The organism is Stenotrophomonas sp. 112478_Sma (assembly GCF_056479905.1).
Map to the genome: position 1 here is coordinate 2,272,059 of NZ_CM151072.1, position 20,113 is coordinate 2,292,171.

Sequence of the window (20,113 nt, forward strand, 5' to 3'; positions counted from 1 at the left end):
AATTCAAACGGGCAGGTCTGAACCCTCCAGAGTTGCCAGGCTTCGCCATTCTCAGAGCTGGAACCAGCACCCCGCCGATCATGATTGGGATCATGCGCTCGGCATGTCGGCCGGAGCGAGCACGAGCAACAGTGCTGATGCGAACAGCAGCGCGCCCATCACCCTGTCAATCCAGTTGCGTGCCGCGGTTGTGTCCAGATGGCGCATCATTGAAACGCCCATCGCGCACCAGAGTGCGAGACAAAGTGCGGAGATCACCGTAAACGCTGCCGCCAGCACAAGGGAGGTCCGCAGGGGCTCGGCGCCATTGCCGACGACGGCAGTCACCGTCAGCACCAGCACCCAGCTTTTGGGATTGACGAACTGAAAGCAGAACAGCGCCACCACGCTGCCGTGCCGGACACTGGTCGGCGTGGGCACGTGCTTCTCAGGTGGCCGGAGTGTTTCCAGGACCAGGCGGGCGCCCATCCAGCACAGGTACGCCCCGCCAGCAAGGGTCATCAGGGCGTACAGGTGCGGCACGGTTTGGAATGCGGTGCTTGCTCCGGCCGCCACGAGCGCCCACATGCCCAATCCTCCGGCAACGATGGCGGCGATCGCTGGCAGTGCGCTCACGAATCCGGTTCGCGCGGCGATGCGCATGACCAGCAGGTTGTTGGGACCTGGCGTGATGGTGGCAACGGCGATGACACCTGCGCCGATCAGGAGAGCGCTCATCGCACCGCCTCTCCGCGCTGAAGCGTCATGGGATCGACCTCAATCGCCTGCCCGGAGGCAAGCGTCACCCGCGCCGGCCCGAAGCGCTCGCGACCGTGCGCAGCCGACCAGTCCGAATCGGGTGCGGCGGCAATGATGCCGAACGGGTTGACGCTTCGATCGTGCCAGTAATACCCGTTGCGGATCACGTCGAGATCGACCGTAGCCGCGACACCGCGCCAGGAGTACAGGTCTCGCGCGTAGGCCCACAAGTGCGGGTAGTCGATCAGTCGCCGACGTGAACATTTGAAGTGGCCGTGATAGACGGCGTCGAACCGGACCAAAGTCGGGAACAGGCGCCAGTCCGTCTCGGTGATGATCAGGCCAAACAGATAGCGTGCATTCGCAAGACGCCGCTCCAACTGATCCAGCATGGCGAACACACTCTCGACAGCTTCTTCGTAGGCGTCCTGCCGTTGCGCGAAACCGGCGCGATAGACGGCATTGAACAGCCCGGCCTGAAGCGCGGCGTTGAGGGCATCGATCCGGCCGCGGAAGGCGGGCGGGACGAGCGTGAACGCCCCCGCGACGTTCGCATCGGCCGCATCGAACGCGCGCATGATGTGCGACGACTCATTGCTGACGATCCTGCAGGCCTGACTGTCCCACAGCACCGGCACTGTTGCCCGGCCGGTGTAACGGGGTGCCGACAGACGGTAAATCTCGTGCAGGTGCCGGACCCGCGAGCCGCATCCCGGGACGACCCAGGAGGCACCGCCGGCCACCTCGTAGCCCTGCCTTCGCTCACCACCCGCGATCTGCACCGGCACTGCATGCTCCAGGCGCTTGAGGGCACGCAGCAGCAGGGTGCGATGCGACCACGGACAACTGGACGACGCAATGAGCCAGTAGCGACCCGGTTGTGCACGCAGTCGGCCCGCAATGCCATCCAGACCCTGCCGGAACATGCTTTCCGGTCTCACAAAGCGACCATCGATCATTGTCGAATCGGCATCGACCCAGCGGCCATCGACCAACATTCCCATGTTCATCCTCTCCGATCTGGACTCGATGCAACATCGTGTGATGGCAAGCTGGTCCAAGGAACGCCGCTTCTGGTCTATTATTGAGTCCACCATGAAGATGCCCCTCAACGGACTTCGGGCGTTCGCCACCGTGTATGCCCACGGCGGGATTCGCTCGGCCGCGCGCGAGCTCGGCATCGTCCACTCTTCGGTGAGCCGCCATCTCGCGGAGCTGGAGCTCTGGCTGGGTGTACGGCTGGTCGGCGACGCTGCAGGCCGGCGAGGAATCACATTTACACCGCAAGGCGAGGCATTGGGCCGAGCCACGCTGTCGAGCTTCCGCGATATCGAGCGCGCAATCACCGCAGTGCAGGAAGCACGCTCCGGGCGATCGGTGACCGTATCGACCACACCTTCATTTGCGGCACGCTGGCTGCTTCCGCGCCTTCCGCGACTCGAGCAGGCGCATCCTCATCTAGAGGTGTCGGTGGTTGTAGACCAGAAGATCGACAACCTGCAGACCGGCGACATCGACCTGGCCATACGCATGGGCCGTGGGCCCTGGCCCGATGCCAGGTGCGAGCCGCTGATGGACGAAGTCCTGTATCCGGTCATGAGCCCGGCGCTGTTCGAAGCTTCCGGCCAACCGGCGCAGCCGGCCGACCTGCTCGGGACGCGGCTGGTGCATGATCGTGATCCACATGCATCGTGGGAGGCATGGCGGCAGCTGTACGGTCCGGCCTCGATGGATGTGACTGCCGGCCCGCGCTTCTCATCGTCAGACCTCGTGCTTCGGGCTGCTGTGCAGGGCCAGGGCGTCGCGCTGGCGCGCCATCGCTTTGCATTCGATGACATCGCCTCGGGCGCGCTGGTAAGGCCATTCAAAGATGCCGCTGTAGCGCTCGGCCCGGCCTACTGGATTGCGCTTCCACTGCACCGCGATGTGCGCAGCGGCGCATCGACGGTGATCGCATGGCTGAAAGAACAGGCGGCGTTTAGCGATACGGTGATCTGAGTGCCCAGCACCTTCAGATCCCTTCTGCCGCGTGTCGTGATTGCCCTGAATTCCAGGCTCCGGGACTCGAGCCATCACCACCACGACAGCCCACGCCTGAAATCAGGCCAAACCCTTGCACGATGGGCGCCTCCCTGCCCCGGCCAGCTATGCAACAATGCCGAAAGCGTCGAGGGCGTTGTCGGCATCAGCCCCAAGCCCTTGGCTTCCCGCATGACCGGGAGTAATTCTTGGCGCGCCACCGAAAACGGGTGGCCGGGCTTCGAAACCCCGGTTCTACGCTGAAGTACACGCTTGCCAGCCGGCATCACCCATCAGGTGGTGCCGGCTGGCAATCCGTCGGCCGGCTATGGCGGGCGGTGCGCGGAGGCCTTGTGCCTGCCGGTTTAGCGTAGACCGGGTTTCGAACCTCGCACCGTCCGCCACCTTCATCGGTGGCGGCTTCCGTTTATCTGTTCGGAGCCCTGCCATGACCAACGCCTACCCCCCTTCTCCGCACCCGATCCGCCTGCATCCCGCCAACGAGCCCACACCGGATCCCAACGCCTTTGCTTCACTGCTGCACAGCATCGGCGCAGGTGCCGCGTCCAACGGCCGGCCCTGGCCGGAAGGCCATCTTCCGCCAAGGCGACGCATGGCACTGTCCGACGCCGACTGTTCTCTCAATGGCCTGCGCGTGGTGATGGAAATTCTGCTTGCCTCAGAGCGCGCCCGCAAGAATGGAGAGCCTGACCAGTACGTCGGCGACCGTGTGCTGGAAGGGCTGGTCATGGCCGGCCTTGGGCTGACCGCACACGCCAGTGAACGCCTGTTGCCGGAAGGCTGATGCCTCGTCCCGCGGGCGCTGGCGCTCGCGGGACACACAGCCACTCCCGTTGACCGCAGCGTCCGTAGATGTGGGCCCGCCCTGACCGGCGGGCGGCACTTACTAACGTGACGCGTCACACCCAGCCACGCACCGTTAACAGCCGCGCACTATCCTCGAAGCCCCTGAACCTTCACGAGGCGAGTCCATGACCAAGCTCCACACCGTGCTGATTACCGGCTGCCTGCTGGCCCTGAGTCCGCTGGCCTCGGCCGAAACCGTGAACCTGACCAACAGCGCCGAAGGCGCCAACCGCGATGCCGGCATTGCTGCGGTCAAGAAGAAGCTGCAGGACGCCTGCACCGATCGCAAGGGCTCGCCGGATACCGACTCGTTCGAGGTGGTCTTCGAGAAGACCAGCGACAACCCCAACGTGCCCAAGCCGTACTACGTGGACGGAAAGATGAAGTGCGAGCTGCCGGGTTGAACCCGGCGACCGCTATCGACCGGCGTCGTCCCCGGACATGACGCGGTCGATCCAGCCGGCGTAGCGTGAGATGCGCACGTTGAACACCACCTGGCCATAGAAGCCGGCCTCAAGGGCGTGCTCGGGAACGGCGGTGATCCAGGAACCCAGGCCGACCAGCTGCCAGTGGTCCTGCACATTGATGACCAGCGGGCCACCGCTGTCGCCGTTGCCGAGCACGCCTTCAAGCGGCAGGCCACGCGGCGGCGGATCGAAGCGGTACCAGAGATAGCGGTCGTTGCCGCCGGTGATGGCGTTGAACGCACGCCGCAGAGCGGTGCGATGCGACCCTCCGGGGATCAACCCCTCGGCGCCATTCCCGGTGGCGCCCTTCCCTATCAAGGTGGCCACCTGCGCAACCTCGCCCGCGCCCCGATAGAGGGTGACGGGCTCGACATCGGCAACGGGCGTTGCCAGCCGGATCAGCGCGATGTCATCCGATGCCGCCAGGAACGCGTGGATCTTCCCTGCACTGCCTGTTGCCAGGGCCTCTTCGCCCAGCGCGGCCGGCATCGGCCTGAAGCCGGGGTGCAGATACACACGCGCGACGGCGTAGTTGCGCCCACCGACGGTGACTTCGGCACCCATGCCGTCCATCGGTGCCGCGTGCGCGGCGGTGATCACCCAGCGCGGAGCGATCAGTACGCCGTGCCCCTCTCCCGGCAGGTCGGCCAGGGCCGGGAAGGCAGATCCATCGACGCGGTAACGGGCATCGTCCACGTCGTCACGGATGACGATGGCCCCGGCAGCAAACGGGACCGTTACAAGCATCAGGAAGAGCCAACGTTTCATGTATTTCTGCATCCCCGTGTTCAAGTGCCCACGCTAGCCGAAATGCACCTGCCTGGTGAGCGGCATGCGACCAGAGCCCGCGCCGGCCGACGAAGGCCGGCAAAGCGGGCGCGGAATCAGGGCTGCGCTGGCCTGCCAAGGGATTCGATCTGCGCCCCGCCCAGCTCCACCACCCGATCGGCGTCGGTGACGACACTGCGCCGATGGGTGATGGCCAGCACGGTCACCTCGCCGGCCAGCGCCCGAATATGACCCATGATCTCGCGTTCGGTGGCCTCATCCAGGGCCGAGCTTGCTTCGTCCAGCAACAGGATCGCCGGCTCGCCATACAGTGCGCGTGCGATGGCGATGCGCTGCCGCTCACCGCCGGAGAGCTTCAGGCCACGCTCCCCGACCGTGGTCTCGAAGTGCTCGGGCAGCGCTTCGATCAAGGCGAGGATGGCAGCCTTGCGTGCGGCGTGCCGGAGTCGCTCGTCATCGCGCGGGCGCCCCAGCAGGATGTTATCGGCCACGCTCTCGTTGAGCAGCATCACGTCCTGCGGAACGACCGCGACGGCCGCGTGCCACGTCGCGCGATCAATCCGCGCCAGATCGGTACCGTCCACCCGTATCCGGCCGTGCTGGGGCTCGATGGATTTCAGCGCCAGCTTGAACAGTGTCGACTTGCCGGCACCGGTCTCTCCCATCAGGAAGGTGATGCCGCCGCGTCCGGCGTGGAAGGTCGCATCGGTGACGCCGCGACCATTGTCATAGCGATGGCTCACTGCGTCGAACTGGAGCAGGCCGCTGCGGGCGGAGAACCGTTCGGCATGGGCCACCTGCGGTTCCTCGGGCGCGGCCCACAGGGCAGAGAGCGGCGCCAGCATGCTCCACGAACGGGCGACGTCATCGATGGAGCGCGCGATCATCTCCAGCGGCAGGTTGAGCTGGAGCAGCAGCAGATTGAACAGGACGATGTCGCCCACGCTCAGCTGTCCGTTCTGGTAGCGCGGCAGCAGGAGGCTGAAGGTGACGATGAACTCGATGGCCAGGCCGATGCCCAGCAGGGCAATGAAGCCTACGCGCTGCAGTACGTAGGCGCGCCAGCTGTCGCGCACGCTCTGTGCCTTCTGCTCGAAGCGCTGCACCATCCAGCTGCTGCCGCCAAACTGCCTGAGTGTTTCCATCGCATTCATGGCATTGCCGACGAAGCGGGCGTTCTGCTGGCCGGCCTCGACGGCCGCTTCGCGGTGGATGCGTGCACGTCGGGTAGCGAGCGCGGAAAGCGCGACGGCCACCGTGCCGTAGCCCAGCACGATGGCGACGATCTGCAGGTTGATCAGCGCGCCCAGGGTGACCAGGGTCAACACGATCTGCAGGGCACTGGGAATGAAGGCCACCAGGCCCAGCTGCACGACGATCTTGAGCGCCCCTCGCCCCTTTTCGCCGGCCACTTGCAGTTCCGCTGCGTTGTATTCCACGAAGAAGCTGCTGGTCTTCTTCAGCAGGCGCGCGAAGTAGCGGGTACTGGTGATGAAGCCCAGATTCTCGCCGCTGAGGAATGACAGGTACTGCACCGTGTTCTGCAGCACGCTGCCCACCCCGAGCAGCACGGCGTAGAGAACGAACCACCCGGCCAGGACGGCTGCGCCCTGCCCGGGGAGGCGGTCGATCAACCGCGAGAACAGATAGGGCGCCGCAACGGTGGCCAGGCCGGAGAGCAGCACGGTGCCGGCGATGAGCACCAGCAGCGTGCGATCGGCTTTCCAGTAGGCCGTCAGTATTTCGCTGACAGGCGCGGGCACAGCGAACGGCTTCATCACTCTCGGTCCCCGGCGTCTCGGCGGTCCACAGGGAAGGAAGTCCCTGTGCGGCCAAATGATATGATATAACATCGCTATCAAGCGCACGTGACCGTGCTGCAGGCCGATATCGGATGAGAGTGATGGACCGGGGAATGGAACAGGTATTCATGGGCGGTAGGCGCGCGTTGCTGGCCGCGAGCATCGCTGCCGCGCTGCAGATCGGAGCGCAGGCCCAGGCACAGAACGCGGGCACCGACGACGACGCACCCACGGCCACCCTGGACAAGGTACTGGTGATTGGCAGCAACATCCGCGATGCCGTCGGCGGTGGTGCATCGCCGGTCATCGTGATCGACCGGGAGGCCATCGACCGCACTGGCGTGGCCTCCCTGCAGCAGCTGTTCGAGAAGCTGCCGCAGAACTTCGGTGGCGGCGCCAATGGTGCCAATGTGGCCAATCTCGGTGTTGACCGTGATACCGGCAACAACTTCGGCCAGGGCACCGCGATCAACCTGCGTGGCCTGGGTACGGGCACTACGCTGACCCTGGTCAACGGCCATCGCGTGACCTCATCGAACCGCTACCAGTATGTCGATGTATCGCTGATTCCACTCAGTGCGGTCGAACGCGTGGAGATCCTCACCGATGGTGCCTCTGCCATCTACGGCACCGATGCCGTCGGTGGCGTCGTCAACATCATCCTGCGCCAGGACTTCACCGGCTATGAGTCGTCGCTGCGGTACGGCACGGTCACCACCGGCAACATGGACGAGTACCAGGTGTCGCAGTCGGCGGGGTGGGCGTGGGACCGCGGCCGCGTGCTGGCAAGTTACGAGTTCCTGAAGCAGGGCAGCCTGCCCGCCACCGACAAGGATTTCTCCCGGAACGTCACGGTCAGGCCCTACGATCTATATCCGGGATCGAAGCGGCACAGCCTGTATGTCGATGGCGTGCAGGAGCTCAGCGATGTGCTGACGCTGAATCTCACCGGCTCGTTCGCCAAGCGCGAGATGGACACCACCATCTCCGGCACGGCCGACGAAACCCGGTTGTTCCCGCACACGCAGCAGTTCGACATTTTCGCAGGCCTGACCCTGGAGCTTCCGCGCCAGTGGCAGGCGCGCCTGGACGCTGGATTCGGCAGGAACGAGGTCTCCTACGAGCGCACGACCATCACCGGCAGCACGGTCAGCACGGCGCCGCCGACGGATACGAACTCTGAATCGCGCTACCTGGATCTGGTGGCCGACGGCGAAGTGTTCAGCCTGCCCGCCGGCCCGGTACGCGCAGCGGTCGGCGTCGGTTACCGCCGCGATGGCTATGAGCTGCTCGATCACCGTGGGCTGGAAAAGCCGCTCGATCTGCAGCGCACGATCAGGTCCGCCTTTGCCGAGCTCAACATCCCGCTGCTCAAGGAGATGCCCGGCGTTCGCAGCCTGTCGCTGACCGCGGCGGCGCGCTACGACGACTACAGCGACTTCGGCTCCACCCTGAATCCCAAGCTGGGGCTGCTGTGGGAAGCCACCGAGGGACTCTCCTTCCGTACCAGCTACGGCCGCTCCTACCGCGCGCCGGTCTACCAGGACATGCAGCTGAACAACACCGTGGTCGTGGCGAACGTGCCGAACCCGAACGCGGCCAACGGCAGCACCGTCCTGATGATGCTCTCCAACGGCAATCCCGATCTCGGCCCCGAGCGTGCGAAAACCTGGACCGGCGGGTTCTCGTTCGCGCCGCCCTCCGTTCCCGGCCTCACGGTTGATGCCAACTACTATCACATCGACTATGCGGACCGGATCGGCAGCGGCTTCGGCGGCAGCTTCCCGTCCCTGTTCCTGCAGTCCACGGCCCCCTACGCGGACATCCTGACCGTCGATCCATCGCAGCAGCAGATCCAGCAGGCGCGCCAACTGGGCGTGTCGGGCCTGGGGCTGTTCGTCTCACGTGTGGGGCCGTATGCACTCCCTGCCGGCCTGGATGAGACCAGCAGCCAGGTGATCCTGGACAACCGCTTCCGCAACAACGCATACACCTCGCAGCGCGGCGTCGATCTCAACGCGTCCTATCGCGTCGATGTGGGCCAGACGCGGATCGCGATGAACCTGGCCGGGCAGTACATCCTCGAATCGACGCGGCGCGTGACCAGCACATCGCCCGAGCTGGACGCGGTCAACGCGGTCTACTACCCGGTCGACCTCAAGCTGCGCGGCGGCCTGACCCTGGACCGGGGCCAGGCCGCAGGCGGCGTCTTCGTGAACTACGTGGACAGCTACCGCGATCCGGCCAACATCGCCCACCCACACGTCAGCTCCTGGACGACCGTCGACCTGAACCTCAAGTACCACTTCGGCGCCCCGGCCGGCGACCACGAAGGCACGTCGCTCGCCCTCAACGTGCAGAATCTTCTCGACCGGGATCCGCCCTTCATCATCAACAGCATCAACACCGGCTACGACCCCACCAATGCGACCGCGCTGGGGCGCTTCCTGTCGGTGACCCTCACGCATCGCTGGTAAGCCGGATGAGTCCGCCCTCCCCCGCCCGCTTCCGGCCTGCGTCGACGCTTCGGCAAGCTGCTGGTGTCGCGGCAACCCAGCTGACCTTGATGTGGCGTGAGCGGCGCCTGCCGTGGCTCGCCCTGGTCCTGCTGCTGCTTGCGGGCGCATCCGTTGCCACGGGTGCCGCGCGCCTGTCCCTGCAGGCGCAGGAGCGCCAGGCCGTAGCAGCGGAGGAAGCGCGGCTGTGGGACGGCCAGGGCGTGATCGATCCCCATGCCGCGGCGCATGTGGGACGCGCCATTCCCGCACCGGTGCGACCCCTGGCCGCGCTCGATCCGGGACTGACCGATGTACTGGGCACCTCGGTGTTCATCGAAGGTCACACACAGAACCCGGCCAGGCATCGCGCGATGGACGCGGGTACCGCCCTCAGCCGGTTCGACGGTTTCTCTGCCGCCTGGGCGCTGCAGGTAGTAGCGCCGCTGCTCATCATCCTTGCCGGCTTCGCCACGCTGTCCGGTGACGTCGCCCGCGAAACCCTTCGCCAGGAACTCGGCACCGGAGCGTCGCCTGCGGTGCTGATCATCGGCCGATTGATTGCTCTGGCAAGTGCTTCCCTGCTGCTGGTGCTTGCCATGCTGGCGGCGACGGTTCCCGCTGTGGCAGGACAGAACGCCGGCTGGATGGACATCGCCGCGCTGCTGGCCATGTGCGCGGCCTACGGACTCTATCTGCTGGTGTTCTGTGCCCTAACGGTCGGTGTCTCCGCGTTGTCCAGCTCGGCGCGGACCTCGCTGGTGGTGTTGCTGGGGTTCTGGGTGGTAGCCACCGTGCTGGTGCCACGAATGGCGCCAGCGGTGGCCGAATCGCTGGATCCCACGCCCAGCGCGCCGGCATTCAGGGCCGCCGTGACGGAAGAGGCGGAGAACGGAGGGGATGGCCATGACCCTGCGGACAAGCGGCTGGACGCCCTGCGACACGCGCTGATGGCGCGCTACCAGGTCGACACGGTGGAAGAGCTTCCCGTCAACTTCCGGGGCGTGGCCCTGGAGTTCGCAGAGAGGAACTCGACGGACACCTACAACCGCCATTTCGAGCGGATCCATGCGACCTATCGGCAGCAGCAAGCAACACGGCGCGCATTCGCCTTCGTTTCTCCCGCCATCGCGCTGCAGTCATGGTCGCGCGCATTCGCCCGCACCGATTTCGCGGCGCACCTGGCCTTCCTGCAGAGCGTGGAAGACTACCGCTACCGCCTGATCCAGGCACTCAATGCGGAAGTGAAGCAGCACAAGGCGCCGCAGGGGGAGAAGCATCGTGCCGACATCGCGACCCTCACCCGGTCCGTGGCCTACACGCCGGGGCAACAGTGCCTGGCCGGCATTGCCGCGGCACAGGCGGCGAACCTGGCCATTCTGCTGGGCTGGTTGCTGCTGGCGCTTGGACTGGTGTTCTTCTCGGCCCGGCGCCTGGGGACGACCCCATGAGCAGTCTTTCCGTTGCCGGCCATGAGGCCCGCAGGCTGCTACGCGATCGGGCGCTGCCCACCCTGCTGATGCTGCTGCTGGCGCTGGCCGCCTACGCCGCGTGGAATGGCAGGGCGTGGGTCGAACAGCGTAACGCCGCCATCGGCGTGATCCAGCTCGAAGAGCAGCACACCCATGACCGCAGCCGGGTGTTCGTCGGCAAGGCGCCCTCGGTGTTGCCGCGCGTCCAACCCGTGCTACCGCCGGCTGCGATGACGTCGGTGTCGATCGGGCAGGCGGAGGCCTATCCCTATACGGCCGATGTGGTGGCGCTCGGCGATCGCACCCAGCTTTTCAGGAACGTGTGGGCCGACATCGGCAATCCGGCGGCGCGGGCCGCAGGCCGGTTCGATCTGGCGTTCGTCATCGTCTTTCTGCTGCCCTTGGTCATCCTGGCAGCCAGTTATGACCTCTGGGCCCGCGAGCGCGAGCGTGGCATCGCTGCGCTGGTGCTGTCGCAGCCGGTCGCGGTGGGACGGCTGATCGCAGTGAAGGCGCTGGCCCGAGGCGGCGTGGTGCTGCTGCCTGCGGGAGTGATCCTGGTCGGCGCGGCGGCGTGGTCCGGTGCGGAGAGCCTTGCCGGCCTCGGCCTGCTCTCGCTGGTCATCCTTGCCTATGGCGGCTTCTGGCTGGCGGTGGCGGTGCTGATCGGCTGTTTCGCCCGGCGCACCACGGAGGCGGCCATTGCGGCCGGCGCAGTGTGGTTGCTGATCGTGGTGATGGCCCCGTCGTTGACCCTCGCCGCAGTGAATCTGGCCGTTCCGCCGCCATCACAGATGCAGCTCGCGACCGACGTGAAGGCGCGGCTGGCCGCAACGGCCAGGCAACAGACACTCCATCGCCGCAGTGCTTCAACGGCTGTACGTTCTTCGACACCGGTGATTCCGGACCACGTGCGCGAGGCCTATGCCGACCTGCTGGCGACCGATCTCGACCTTGCGCCGCTGATCGAATCGCATGAGCGGGCGCAGGATGCACGCCACCGGGTGCTGGACAACGTGCGGTTGCTGATGCCCGCGGTCGCAGTACAGGACGCGCTGGACCGCATCGCCGGCTCGGACGCGGATCGCGCGCTCGCCTTCCAGGACCAGGTCCATGCGTTCTGGCAGGCCCGTCGGTTGCTGCACAAGGCGTACCTGGATCGCGACGCGCCGCAGACTCTTGCCGAATATGAAGCCCTGCCCCGCTTCTGGTTCGTGGAGCCGGCCGGCGCGGGCCGGCGTGGACTGCGTGCCGATCTCGCGGCGTTGCTCGCCGCCACCCTGATTCTGCTGATCGCCGCCGGATCGATGCGTCGCCGGTTGGCGACCCCTTGAGGAGCCTACATGCTTTCTGCGAAGAACCTGGTCAAGGAACACGGCACCCACCGGGCGCTCGACGACGTCAGCTTCGAGGTCGGGCCGGGCGAGATCTTCTGCCTGCTCGGGGCCAACGGTGCGGGAAAATCGACCACGATCAAGCTCTTTCTGGGCTTCCTCACCCCCACCTCCGGATCCGCGGAAGTCGATGGACTCAGCGCGCATCGGCAGCCACAGGAGGTGCGACGCAGGCTGCTGTACATCCCCGAGACCGTGGCGCTGTACGACGAGCTGTCCGGTCTTGAGAACCTGGACTACTTCGCGCGTCTGGCCGGCGTGGACGACCGCTCACCCGCCCGGCTGCGGGATGCACTGAGTACAGCGGGCCTGGCGCCGGATGTCTTCGGACGACGCGTGGGCCTCTACTCCAAGGGCATGCGGCAGAAGGTCGGCATTGCCCTGGCCATCGTCAAGGACGCCAAGGCACTGCTGCTTGACGAGCCAACCTCCGGACTCGACCCCACCGCGTCGGCCGAGTTCCATGACCTGATCGTGCGGCAGCGTGATCGTGGCACCGCCATCCTGATGGCCACGCACGATCTGTTCCGCGCCCGCGAAGTCGCCACCACGATCGGCCTCATGCAGGCCGGACGGCTGCGCAGGACATTGGATGCCACCACCATCACCGCCAACGACCTTGAGAGCCTGTACCTCGAGGAGATGAGCCGGAGCGCCTAGGCGACTCCGGCCCCCTGCGCTGCTGGCCACCCTGCCCAGCGCCTGAGCCACGCTTCGATGTTGATCTGCGGGCCGAAGATGCCGAGCACCTGCGACGAATGATCCGGGCCGGCCCGACGGATGCCGGCGTCGGCCGACGCGCTGTCGATGTACCCACGCCGGGCCAGCAGGCCATCGACCAGCAGGCTGCGGATGAATGCCTGATGGCCCAGGGTGACCGCGACCGAATGATCGTCGAGGTAGGACTTCACTTTCCGCGACAGCAGCGCATCCGGCAGCAGCCCCTGCAAGGCACGCCGTGCGATCGTCCGGTCCTCCGCATCCGCCATGAGCAGGCGCAGTGGCATGCGCGCGAACAGTTCGACCAGCGGCTGTGCGCTGATCGGAGAGACACCGTGCCAGCGACCCGCGCCCTCGAACGGATCAAGGACGCTGGTCGGAAACACCATCCGGCTGATGTGCGCAAGCTTGTACGGTGACACCTCATGCCCTTCGTTGCGCGCGTGGCGCAGCCAGGCCGGTGGCGTGACGTCCTGCTCGGACACGTCGACCTTCACCCATTCGCAGGGGTTGCCCCAGCGACCGTTGATGCTGGCGGGCCGCCTGAGCAGCCCATGGATCACCGCATCCTTGAGGACGCCATATAGCGAATCGCCCGACTGCGCGGTTTCAAAGGCGACCCGCAAGAAGTGGCGGTCGATGCCGCGCCGCCAGGCATGGTCGATCGCCGCAGCGTTGCCCTTGAAGCGCAGGAAGACCGCGTCGCCGCCGACACCGGTGAACTGCACGGTGTCGCCATCAAAGGCGACATCACGGCGATGCAGAAGGTAGCCCGAGCAATGTGCCGGCCGCGCCGTCCGCGGGAAGGCCATGATCTCTTCCAGCGCGCAGTGGGGTTGCCGCCGGTACTCGACGAACCCGCAGCGCCGGCCTGACGACTCACTGGCACCGGCCACCGCCATGCGGGCGAACATCCGCTCATCGGCACCGATGCCGTCGTCATAGTGGTGGACACAGTCCACTTCCGGCAGGGAGGGCGCGTGCAGCAGACCGGCGAGGATGATGGAGGAATCCAGCCCACCCGACAGCTGCAGCTGGATACGCCGGTGCCGGCTGGCCAGGGCACCGATGCAGCCCAACAGCGTGGAGCGCGCGAGCTGCACCGCCTCCTGCAGGTCTTCGATCGGTTCGTCGCGGGCCAGGCGCACGATGTCCCACTGGCACTGCCGGCTGACCGGCTCGCCATGGCGGATCGAAACGGCCTCCCCGGCCTCGATGGCGGTGACCTCCCTGAAGCCGGTCTGCAACCCGTCACGGAACGGAAACAGCAGCGAGTAGGACAGGAAGGGCCAGTCGATGCTGAAATCGCGCAGGCCCAGTGCAAGGCAGTCTTCCATGCTGGAGAAGACCACCGTCAGCTGATCCGCCGTCGTCATGTAACAGGGAATTTCAGCGGTGGGATCACGCAGGACGAACCAGCTCGATGACTGCGGCTGGTAGCCGAACGCTACATAGCGGCCCCAGTAGTGCTGCACGAGGGTTTTTCCCTGCGTGCGGCAGGCCGCATCGGCGGCGGCCGCATCCAGTGGCACGCGCGCGGGCACGGTATCCCGGCTGAAATTCCTGTCGAACAGCGCGCCGAGCACGACCAGCGAGCCGCAGCGACTGCAGTCCAGGTAGCCCGGGTTGTCACTCTGGACATAAATCGCGGCGCCGTGGTCGTTCATCACGCAGGTGATGCCGGCGTGCATGGCCTCGATGCGCTGCATCGCCTGCTGCGCCCGGGCGGTTGCGGAGTCGCAGGAGGTGTTCCAGAGCACGGCGATGTATCGATACATGCGTGAGGCGCCTCTACAGCACCAGGATGGGAACCATCCGGCGCAGGTTGAAGGGGATATCGGTCAGGACCTGATCGCCGTGCTGCAGCCAGCAGTGCGCCGCGAAGGGCTGGGTCCTGACCGCGAACACCCAGTCCGCGACGATTCCATGCCTGGACAGGAATTCGCGCATCGCCAGGCAGTAGAGAAAGCATTCGTCCGTCTTCCTGAAGGCCAACGGCCGCAGCCAGTCGAACACCCGGACGCGCAGGGCCAGCTCCTGCACGCTTACGTCCGTGCGCTGTGATCCCTGCGCACGCCCGCGCGCCGAGGACACTGTGTGGCTGAAAGGAAGGAACGTCCTGCTGCATCCGGCACGCATGCACGCAGCCATGAATCTGCGGACGTCACGTGCGGTGATGCGCGGACAACCGCGAGGTTCACCGTCGCGTATCCAGTGGCGCGGCAGCGCGATCGAAGCACTGGTCGCGGCTTTGCCTCGCTGCGGATCGTCGGTGATCAGCCCGCGTTGCAGCAGCGACTGCAACAGATCCGGCATCCGCCGGCCGTCTGCCGGCAACGGCCAACCCAGCACCAGCCCGCCCAGGCTGGCTGCACGATGGCGGTCGAGCGACAGGTATTTTCCCGTCGCCTGGTCCAGGATCACCATTGCATCGCCGGTGACACAGACATGGGCCTGCTTCGACAGGAAATAGCGCGCCGCAGGCTGTTCCATTACGTGATCTCTTCAGTCCAGGCGGAGAAGCGGTGCATGCGCAGGGCATGCACCGCAGGTCATGCATGCCGCAGTGGATCAGGGCGAGGTGGTCGGGAACACGCCATCCCACAAGGTGCCGTGGTTGTGTGCCTTGGTTTCCGAAACCACCGAGCCCAGCTCGATCAGATCACCGCCCACACCCTGGTCTTCAGGGTTCTGCTGTCCTGCCACTACACCCAGCTCAATCAGCTCGTTCATGAACATCTCCTCTTGTCAGTGGATGTATCCGGGCGTCGTGCCACGGATACGGAGCAGCCAAGCCACCATCGCTGCGCGTGTTGCTAAGCGATTGCCGTCAAGGCATGCAAATGTTACGATATAACATATTATTTCAGTGTGACGACTGTCGCTGTCCGGCAACGTCGACACGCCTTCTCGAAGGGGAAATGGATGAGCGACCCGATCAGTGACGATGGCCTTGAGCCCACCCTTCTGCTCAAAGGACCGTTCCCGCTGCCGAGGTTCATCCGCTTCATCAGGGAGCGATGCCCGCCCGGATGCTTCGATGAGGCGATGCTGGTGGAGGAATGGAAGAACGCCCGCGCCGACGCGCTGCGCCAGCTGAAGGAAGAGGCCAACGAGGCCGACGCGGTCGAGGTGCATGCACTTCCTGCGGAGATGGCGGCGCTGGCCGACCACGCGCCACGCCAACCGTCGATGCACCGCATGACGAACAACGTGCCGCGCGCATGGCAGATGGTCGAGATCGACCGGCTGGTGGTCTTCCAGGAGTGCATCAACCTGCGCCATGTCGGCGAGCTTGCCGCGGCCTTCCCCGCCTCCCCCACGGCACAGGACATCATGGAGCTGGTTGCACGCAACGGGCGGCACGCTCACCCGCCGGTCCGCGCGTCCCGGTCCGAAGGCAGCTACACCTTTGCGTCCAGCTCCAACGACCTGCGCTTTCTGGACGTGGCGACGATCGACCCGTCCGCCATCGCCGGCTACGAACCCTTCGGTGCAGCCAGCCACGCGCTGGTCATCTATCTGGGCTTCAGCGACAACCTCGTCAGTGCCACCCGGATCGGCAACCGCCTGATCCTGACCAATGGCTCCCATCGCCTGTACCTGCTGCGCCAGCTTGGGCTCCGCCATGTACCGTGCCTGGTGACTGACGCCTCCGACAGCGACTTCAGTGACGTGCTGTTGCCGGCAGCAGTCAAGCAGGACCGTGCGTTCTATCTGGGCTCGGCACGGCCGCCGTTGTTCAGGGACTACTTCGATCCACGCCTGACCCGCATCGTGCCGGTGATCCGCAAGAACTATGCGCTGCGGGCCACGCTGGACCTGCAGAGGATCACGGTGCCGGCGGTGTAGCGCAAAGCATCGGAACAATCCGGCACCTCCCACCTCCAGCCCTGCGGCGGCGTTTCATCACAGCCGCGCGGCCGCCCTGGCGCCAGACAAGGCTGCTGGAGAAGCGTGAGAGCATTCGACCGCCGACGCAATCACTTCACCCCGACTCCGCGCCCGGACGGCGCACCCAGCAGCGGCATGCCGTCCTGGCTCCAATGCACCGGCTGGATGCGCGGCGAGCGCTTGGCGGTGCAGCCCATGTCCGGCCCCGGGTTGGCGTGGTAGATGATCCACGGCGCGCCGTCGGCCATCTGGAAGAAGCCGTTGTGCCCCGGCGCGTACACGTTGCCTGCAGGATGCTTGGCAAGGATCGGCTGCTTTACCTTGTGCCACGCGCTCGCATCCAGCGGATCGGCGCCCGCCTTGGCGTGCAGCAGTCCAATCGCGTAGTCATCCGACCAGCACGCACTGCCCGAATAGGTCAGGAACAGGTCGCCGCGTGGGCCCTGCAGGAACTCCGGGCCCTCCAGGATCTGCCGCCCGCCCTGTCGCTCCCACGCCTGGTCCGGCCGCGCGATGATGGTTTCGCTGCCCCGCAGGGTCCAGGGGTTGGCCATGGCCACGATGGCCAGCACGCTGTCCGGTCCTACATAGGGCGAATACACGAAGTAGCGCTTGCCGCCGGTCACGAAGGTGGTGCCGTCGATGCCGGGGTGTGCCGTGGCCAGCCGTCCGCGATCGGTCCATGTACCCCGGGTCGGATCGGCATTGCTGTTCTCCAGCACGAACACCCCCCGATGGGCGTCTTCCTGGCCTTCGGGTGCATCGCCCGCTGCCGCCGTGTAGTAGATGTACCAGCGCCCATCAATGCGATGCAGTTCCGGCGCCCAGATCGACTTGGCATTCGCCCCCGTTGCCGGCGGACGCCACACCGTGACTTCGCGCGCGTCAGCCAGGTGCGCAAGGTCGCGGGTGGCGCGGATGGCGAGGCGATCACCGTGCGTGCCCATGTAATAGAACACGTCCCCATCGCGGGTGATCCACGGGTCCGGCCCGGAGTCCAGCAGCGGATTGTCCACCACCGGCGTTGCGGCGGACGCGTTCGTCGATACCTGAAGCAGCGCTGCAAGCGCCATGGAAAGCGTGCCGTTCATTGCGTTCCCCTCCCGACTGGAACTGCGCCGGCAGGCTTGCCAGCGAGCGGCAACCAAACCATATAATCAGACAATAGGCAACACCACCGCCGCCAAGGAACCACCATGCAGCAGGACCACCCCGACAGCATCATCGGCATCAACTGGGGCAGCAGCAATCTGCGCGCCTATCTGATCAGCCCCAACGGTGAGCGACTTGATGGCCATGAAATGCCTGCGGGCGTGGCCACGCTGGACCGTGACGACATGGTGGTGGCCGCCAACACGATCCGCGCGCGCTGGCCGGCTGCACGCCACGCCTATGCGGCCGGCATGATCGGGTCGAATGTCGGCTGGATCGATGCCGGCTACGTGGAGTGCCCTGCAGGTGTTGCCTCGATCGCGCAGCAGCTGGTGCCGACCCGGATCGGCGAGTTGTCCGTGAGCATCGTGCCCGGCATGGCCTGCGTGCGCCCCGTGGATGGCATGCCGGACGTGCTCCGCGGCGAGGAGACCGAGCTGCTGGGGCTGCTGCGCGGCGGCGATGTCGGCCCCGATGCCATCGTGGCGCTGCCGGGTACGCATACCAAGTGGATCCAGCTGATCGACGGCCAGGTGCAGAGCTTCATGACCTCGATGTCCGGCGAACTGTTCGATCGACTGGCCAGTGGCGGCCTGCTTGCCTCGGTGCTGGACGGACCGGGTGAGCCAGGACCGGCCTTCGCCGAGGGTGTGCATGCAGGCGCCGACCGCCGACTGGGCCTGGGTGCGCTGCTCTTCGGCGTGCGGGCACGGATGATCCGCGGCACCCTGCCGCGCACGGCGACCAGCGCTTACCTGCGCGGACTGCTGGCCGGTGCGGAGATTGCAGACGCATTGGCGCTGTTCCCCGGGCTGAGGTCGGCGTCGGTGCCACTGGTGGGCTCCGGACCGGTCACCCGGCTGTACCAGGCGGCGCTGTCGGAAATCGGCATCGCCACGCACGCGGTGGCGTCCGCCGACGCCGTGGTGCGCGGCTTCTCCGCACTGCACGCGATGACCGCGACTGCGCGTTGACCCCAGCCGAACGCGGCGGTCCGATCACGTGCTGCGTCGCAACGTGCGTATTGTCTGATTATATGTTTTTGTACGCATCACGACATCGAGAGGGGTCTTGAGCAATGCGTGCTGGCAAGGGGAAGACGGCAGGGCTGATCGGCGTACTGGCACTGTCTGCAGTGGGCGCAGGTCAGGCACAGGAACGCGCTGTGGTAGGCCGGACAGCCGATGGCACCGTGGTGGAGTCGATCCTGCTGCGTGACGGCACCGGCATGCAGGCCACGGTACTGACGCTGGGCGCTGCACTGCATTCACTGGAAGTGCCGGACCGTGATGGCGCATACGCGGATGTACTGCTTGGCGACGCGACGCTCAAGGCGACGCTCGACAATCCGCAGTACTTCGGCACGATCGTCGGCCGCTTCGCCAACCGCATCGCCAAGGGTCGCTTCACCCTGGATGGCAGGACCTATCAGGTACCGGTCAACAATGGGCCGAACAGCCTGCACGGCGGCACCCGCGGCTTCGACAAGGTGGTGTGGAAGATCGTCGACGCCGCCGCCGATCACGCCACCCTGCAGCATGTCAGCCCTGACGGCGACCAGGGTTATCCGGGCACGCTCACGGTCACGGCAACCTACGCACTGAAGGGCAATGGCCGGCTGGAGGTGGAGTACCGCGCCACGACCGATGCACCGACCATCGTCAACCTCAGCAACCACGCATACTGGAATCTGTCCGGCGAGGGTTCCGGCTCGGCGATGGATCACGAATTGACCATTCCGGCCAGCGCCTATACGCCGGTGGATGCGAGCCTGATTCCCACGGGCGTGCTGCAGCCGGTGCAAGGCACCGCCTTCGACTTCCGCACGGCCAAGCCGATCGGGCGCGACCTGCGCCAGGGCAATGAGCCGCAGCTGCTGCATGGTCGCGGCTACGACCACAACTGGGTCATCAGCAGATCGCCCACGCGCGAGCCCCGCGAAGTCGCCCGCGTGCACGACCCGCGCTCGGGCCGGGTCATGACCGTGCTGTCCACGCAGCCTGGCCTGCAGTTCTATTCGGGCAACTTCCTCGACGGCAGCACCGTGGGCAAGAGTGGCCGGGTCTATCGCCAGGGCGATGCCATCGCGCTGGAACCGCAGCTGTTCCCGGACACACCGAACCAGCCGTCGTTCGGCTCGGCGCGGCTGGCCCCGGGCGAGACCTATGTGAACCGCATCGTCTACGACTTCTCGACCGACCGCACACCGCCCGCCCGCTGATCCCGCGCAGCTGGCACGCCGGTCGCCCACGGCACCGGCAATCCGACGCAGTACGCACCGCCCGCCTCCTGGCTCACGCCAGG

General features: G+C 66.1%; 18 protein-coding genes. 10 read left to right on the top strand and 8 right to left on the bottom strand.

The window, feature by feature from the left end:
* Positions 1-90: 90 nt before the first annotated feature.
* Both ACZK08_RS10495 and ACZK08_RS10500 read right to left on the bottom strand, forming a co-directional pair.
* Entirely contained in the window at positions 91-717 is a 627-nt protein-coding gene (locus tag ACZK08_RS10495; protein WP_065182261.1) for a LysE family translocator, read from the bottom strand.
* On the bottom strand, positions 714-1,742 hold the full coding sequence (locus ACZK08_RS10500) for a glutathione S-transferase family protein (protein WP_065182262.1): 1,029 nt from the start codon (positions 1,740-1,742) through the stop codon (positions 714-716). The genes ACZK08_RS10495 and ACZK08_RS10500 overlap by 4 nt, the downstream gene beginning before the upstream one ends.
* Here ACZK08_RS10500 and ACZK08_RS10505 point away from each other — a divergent pair.
* The 3 genes from ACZK08_RS10505 (at position 1,741) to ACZK08_RS10515 (ending at position 4,028) form a co-directional block, all read left to right on the top strand.
* On the top strand, positions 1,741-2,736 hold the full coding sequence (locus ACZK08_RS10505; protein WP_231107777.1) for a LysR substrate-binding domain-containing protein: 996 nt from the start codon (positions 1,741-1,743) through the stop codon (positions 2,734-2,736). The genes ACZK08_RS10500 and ACZK08_RS10505 overlap by 2 nt on opposite strands.
* A gap of 469 nt (positions 2,737-3,205) precedes the next feature.
* Positions 3,206-3,562 carry a hypothetical protein gene (locus ACZK08_RS10510; RefSeq protein ID WP_065182264.1) on the top strand — a complete coding sequence of 119 codons (357 nt, stop codon included), beginning with the start codon at positions 3,206-3,208 and terminating at the stop codon, positions 3,560-3,562.
* A 187-nt stretch (positions 3,563-3,749) separates the two neighbouring features.
* Positions 3,750-4,028, top strand: a complete 279-nt coding sequence (locus tag ACZK08_RS10515; protein ID WP_053515798.1) for a hypothetical protein — start codon at positions 3,750-3,752, stop codon at positions 4,026-4,028.
* 12 nt (positions 4,029-4,040) lie between these two features.
* On the opposite strand, the gene ACZK08_RS10520 is transcribed toward ACZK08_RS10515, so the two are convergent.
* Positions 4,041-4,859 (bottom strand): S1 family peptidase, encoded by an 819-nt coding sequence (locus tag ACZK08_RS10520; RefSeq protein WP_065182355.1) that lies wholly within the window; start codon positions 4,857-4,859, stop codon positions 4,041-4,043.
* A gap of 116 nt (positions 4,860-4,975) precedes the next feature.
* Complete coding sequence (locus ACZK08_RS10525) at positions 4,976-6,658, bottom strand: ABC transporter ATP-binding protein (RefSeq protein ID WP_065182265.1); 1,683 nt, start codon at positions 6,656-6,658, stop codon at positions 4,976-4,978.
* A 137-nt stretch (positions 6,659-6,795) separates the two neighbouring features.
* Between ACZK08_RS10525 and ACZK08_RS10530 the strand changes: the two genes are divergently transcribed.
* The 4 genes from ACZK08_RS10530 to ACZK08_RS10545 all read left to right on the top strand — a co-directional run bounded on the left by ACZK08_RS10530 (position 6,796) and on the right by ACZK08_RS10545 (position 12,703).
* Entirely contained in the window at positions 6,796-9,159 is a 2,364-nt protein-coding gene (locus ACZK08_RS10530; protein WP_231107778.1) for a TonB-dependent receptor plug domain-containing protein, read from the top strand.
* A gap of 5 nt (positions 9,160-9,164) precedes the next feature.
* Complete coding sequence (locus tag ACZK08_RS10535; RefSeq protein WP_065182267.1) at positions 9,165-10,628, top strand: DUF3526 domain-containing protein; 1,464 nt, start codon at positions 9,165-9,167, stop codon at positions 10,626-10,628.
* A gap of 68 nt (positions 10,629-10,696) precedes the next feature.
* On the top strand, positions 10,697-11,983 hold the full coding sequence (locus tag ACZK08_RS10540; protein WP_231107779.1) for an ABC transporter permease subunit: 1,287 nt from the start codon (positions 10,697-10,699) through the stop codon (positions 11,981-11,983).
* 9 nt (positions 11,984-11,992) lie between these two features.
* Positions 11,993-12,703, top strand: coding sequence for an ABC transporter ATP-binding protein (locus ACZK08_RS10545; RefSeq protein WP_065182269.1), 711 nt, complete (start codon positions 11,993-11,995; stop codon positions 12,701-12,703).
* Here ACZK08_RS10545 and ACZK08_RS10550 read toward each other — a convergent pair.
* From ACZK08_RS10550 to ACZK08_RS10560, 3 genes are all read right to left on the bottom strand, one after another.
* Positions 12,700-14,541 carry an asparagine synthase-related protein gene (locus ACZK08_RS10550; protein WP_065182270.1) on the bottom strand — a complete coding sequence of 614 codons (1,842 nt, stop codon included), beginning with the start codon at positions 14,539-14,541 and terminating at the stop codon, positions 12,700-12,702. The genes ACZK08_RS10545 and ACZK08_RS10550 overlap by 4 nt on opposite strands.
* 13 nt (positions 14,542-14,554) lie before the next feature.
* Complete coding sequence (locus tag ACZK08_RS10555) at positions 14,555-15,256, bottom strand: lasso peptide biosynthesis B2 protein (protein ID WP_065182271.1); 702 nt, start codon at positions 15,254-15,256, stop codon at positions 14,555-14,557.
* 78 nt (positions 15,257-15,334) lie between these two features.
* Positions 15,335-15,496 carry a hypothetical protein gene (locus ACZK08_RS10560; protein ID WP_180875215.1) on the bottom strand — a complete coding sequence of 54 codons (162 nt, stop codon included), beginning with the start codon at positions 15,494-15,496 and terminating at the stop codon, positions 15,335-15,337.
* A 192-nt stretch (positions 15,497-15,688) separates the two neighbouring features.
* On the opposite strand from ACZK08_RS10560, the gene ACZK08_RS10565 reads away from it, so the two are divergent.
* The gene (locus ACZK08_RS10565; RefSeq protein ID WP_065182272.1) at positions 15,689-16,615 is read left to right on the top strand and encodes a ParB N-terminal domain-containing protein; all 927 of its coding nucleotides are present in this window, start codon (positions 15,689-15,691) and stop codon (positions 16,613-16,615) included.
* A 131-nt stretch (positions 16,616-16,746) separates the two neighbouring features.
* Here ACZK08_RS10565 and ACZK08_RS10570 read toward each other — a convergent pair whose 3' ends face one another.
* Positions 16,747-17,748, bottom strand: coding sequence for a glycoside hydrolase family 43 protein (locus ACZK08_RS10570; protein WP_065182273.1), 1,002 nt, complete (start codon positions 17,746-17,748; stop codon positions 16,747-16,749).
* 105 nt (positions 17,749-17,853) lie between these two features.
* Between ACZK08_RS10570 and ACZK08_RS10575 the strand changes: the two genes are divergently transcribed.
* Both ACZK08_RS10575 and ACZK08_RS10580 read left to right on the top strand, forming a co-directional pair.
* Positions 17,854-18,783, top strand: coding sequence for a 2-dehydro-3-deoxygalactonokinase (locus tag ACZK08_RS10575; RefSeq protein WP_065182274.1), 930 nt, complete (start codon positions 17,854-17,856; stop codon positions 18,781-18,783).
* 104 nt (positions 18,784-18,887) lie between these two features.
* A complete protein-coding gene (locus ACZK08_RS10580; protein WP_065182275.1) occupies positions 18,888-20,030 on the top strand; it encodes an aldose epimerase family protein in 1,143 nt (380 codons plus the stop codon).
* Positions 20,031-20,113 lie beyond the last annotated feature (83 nt).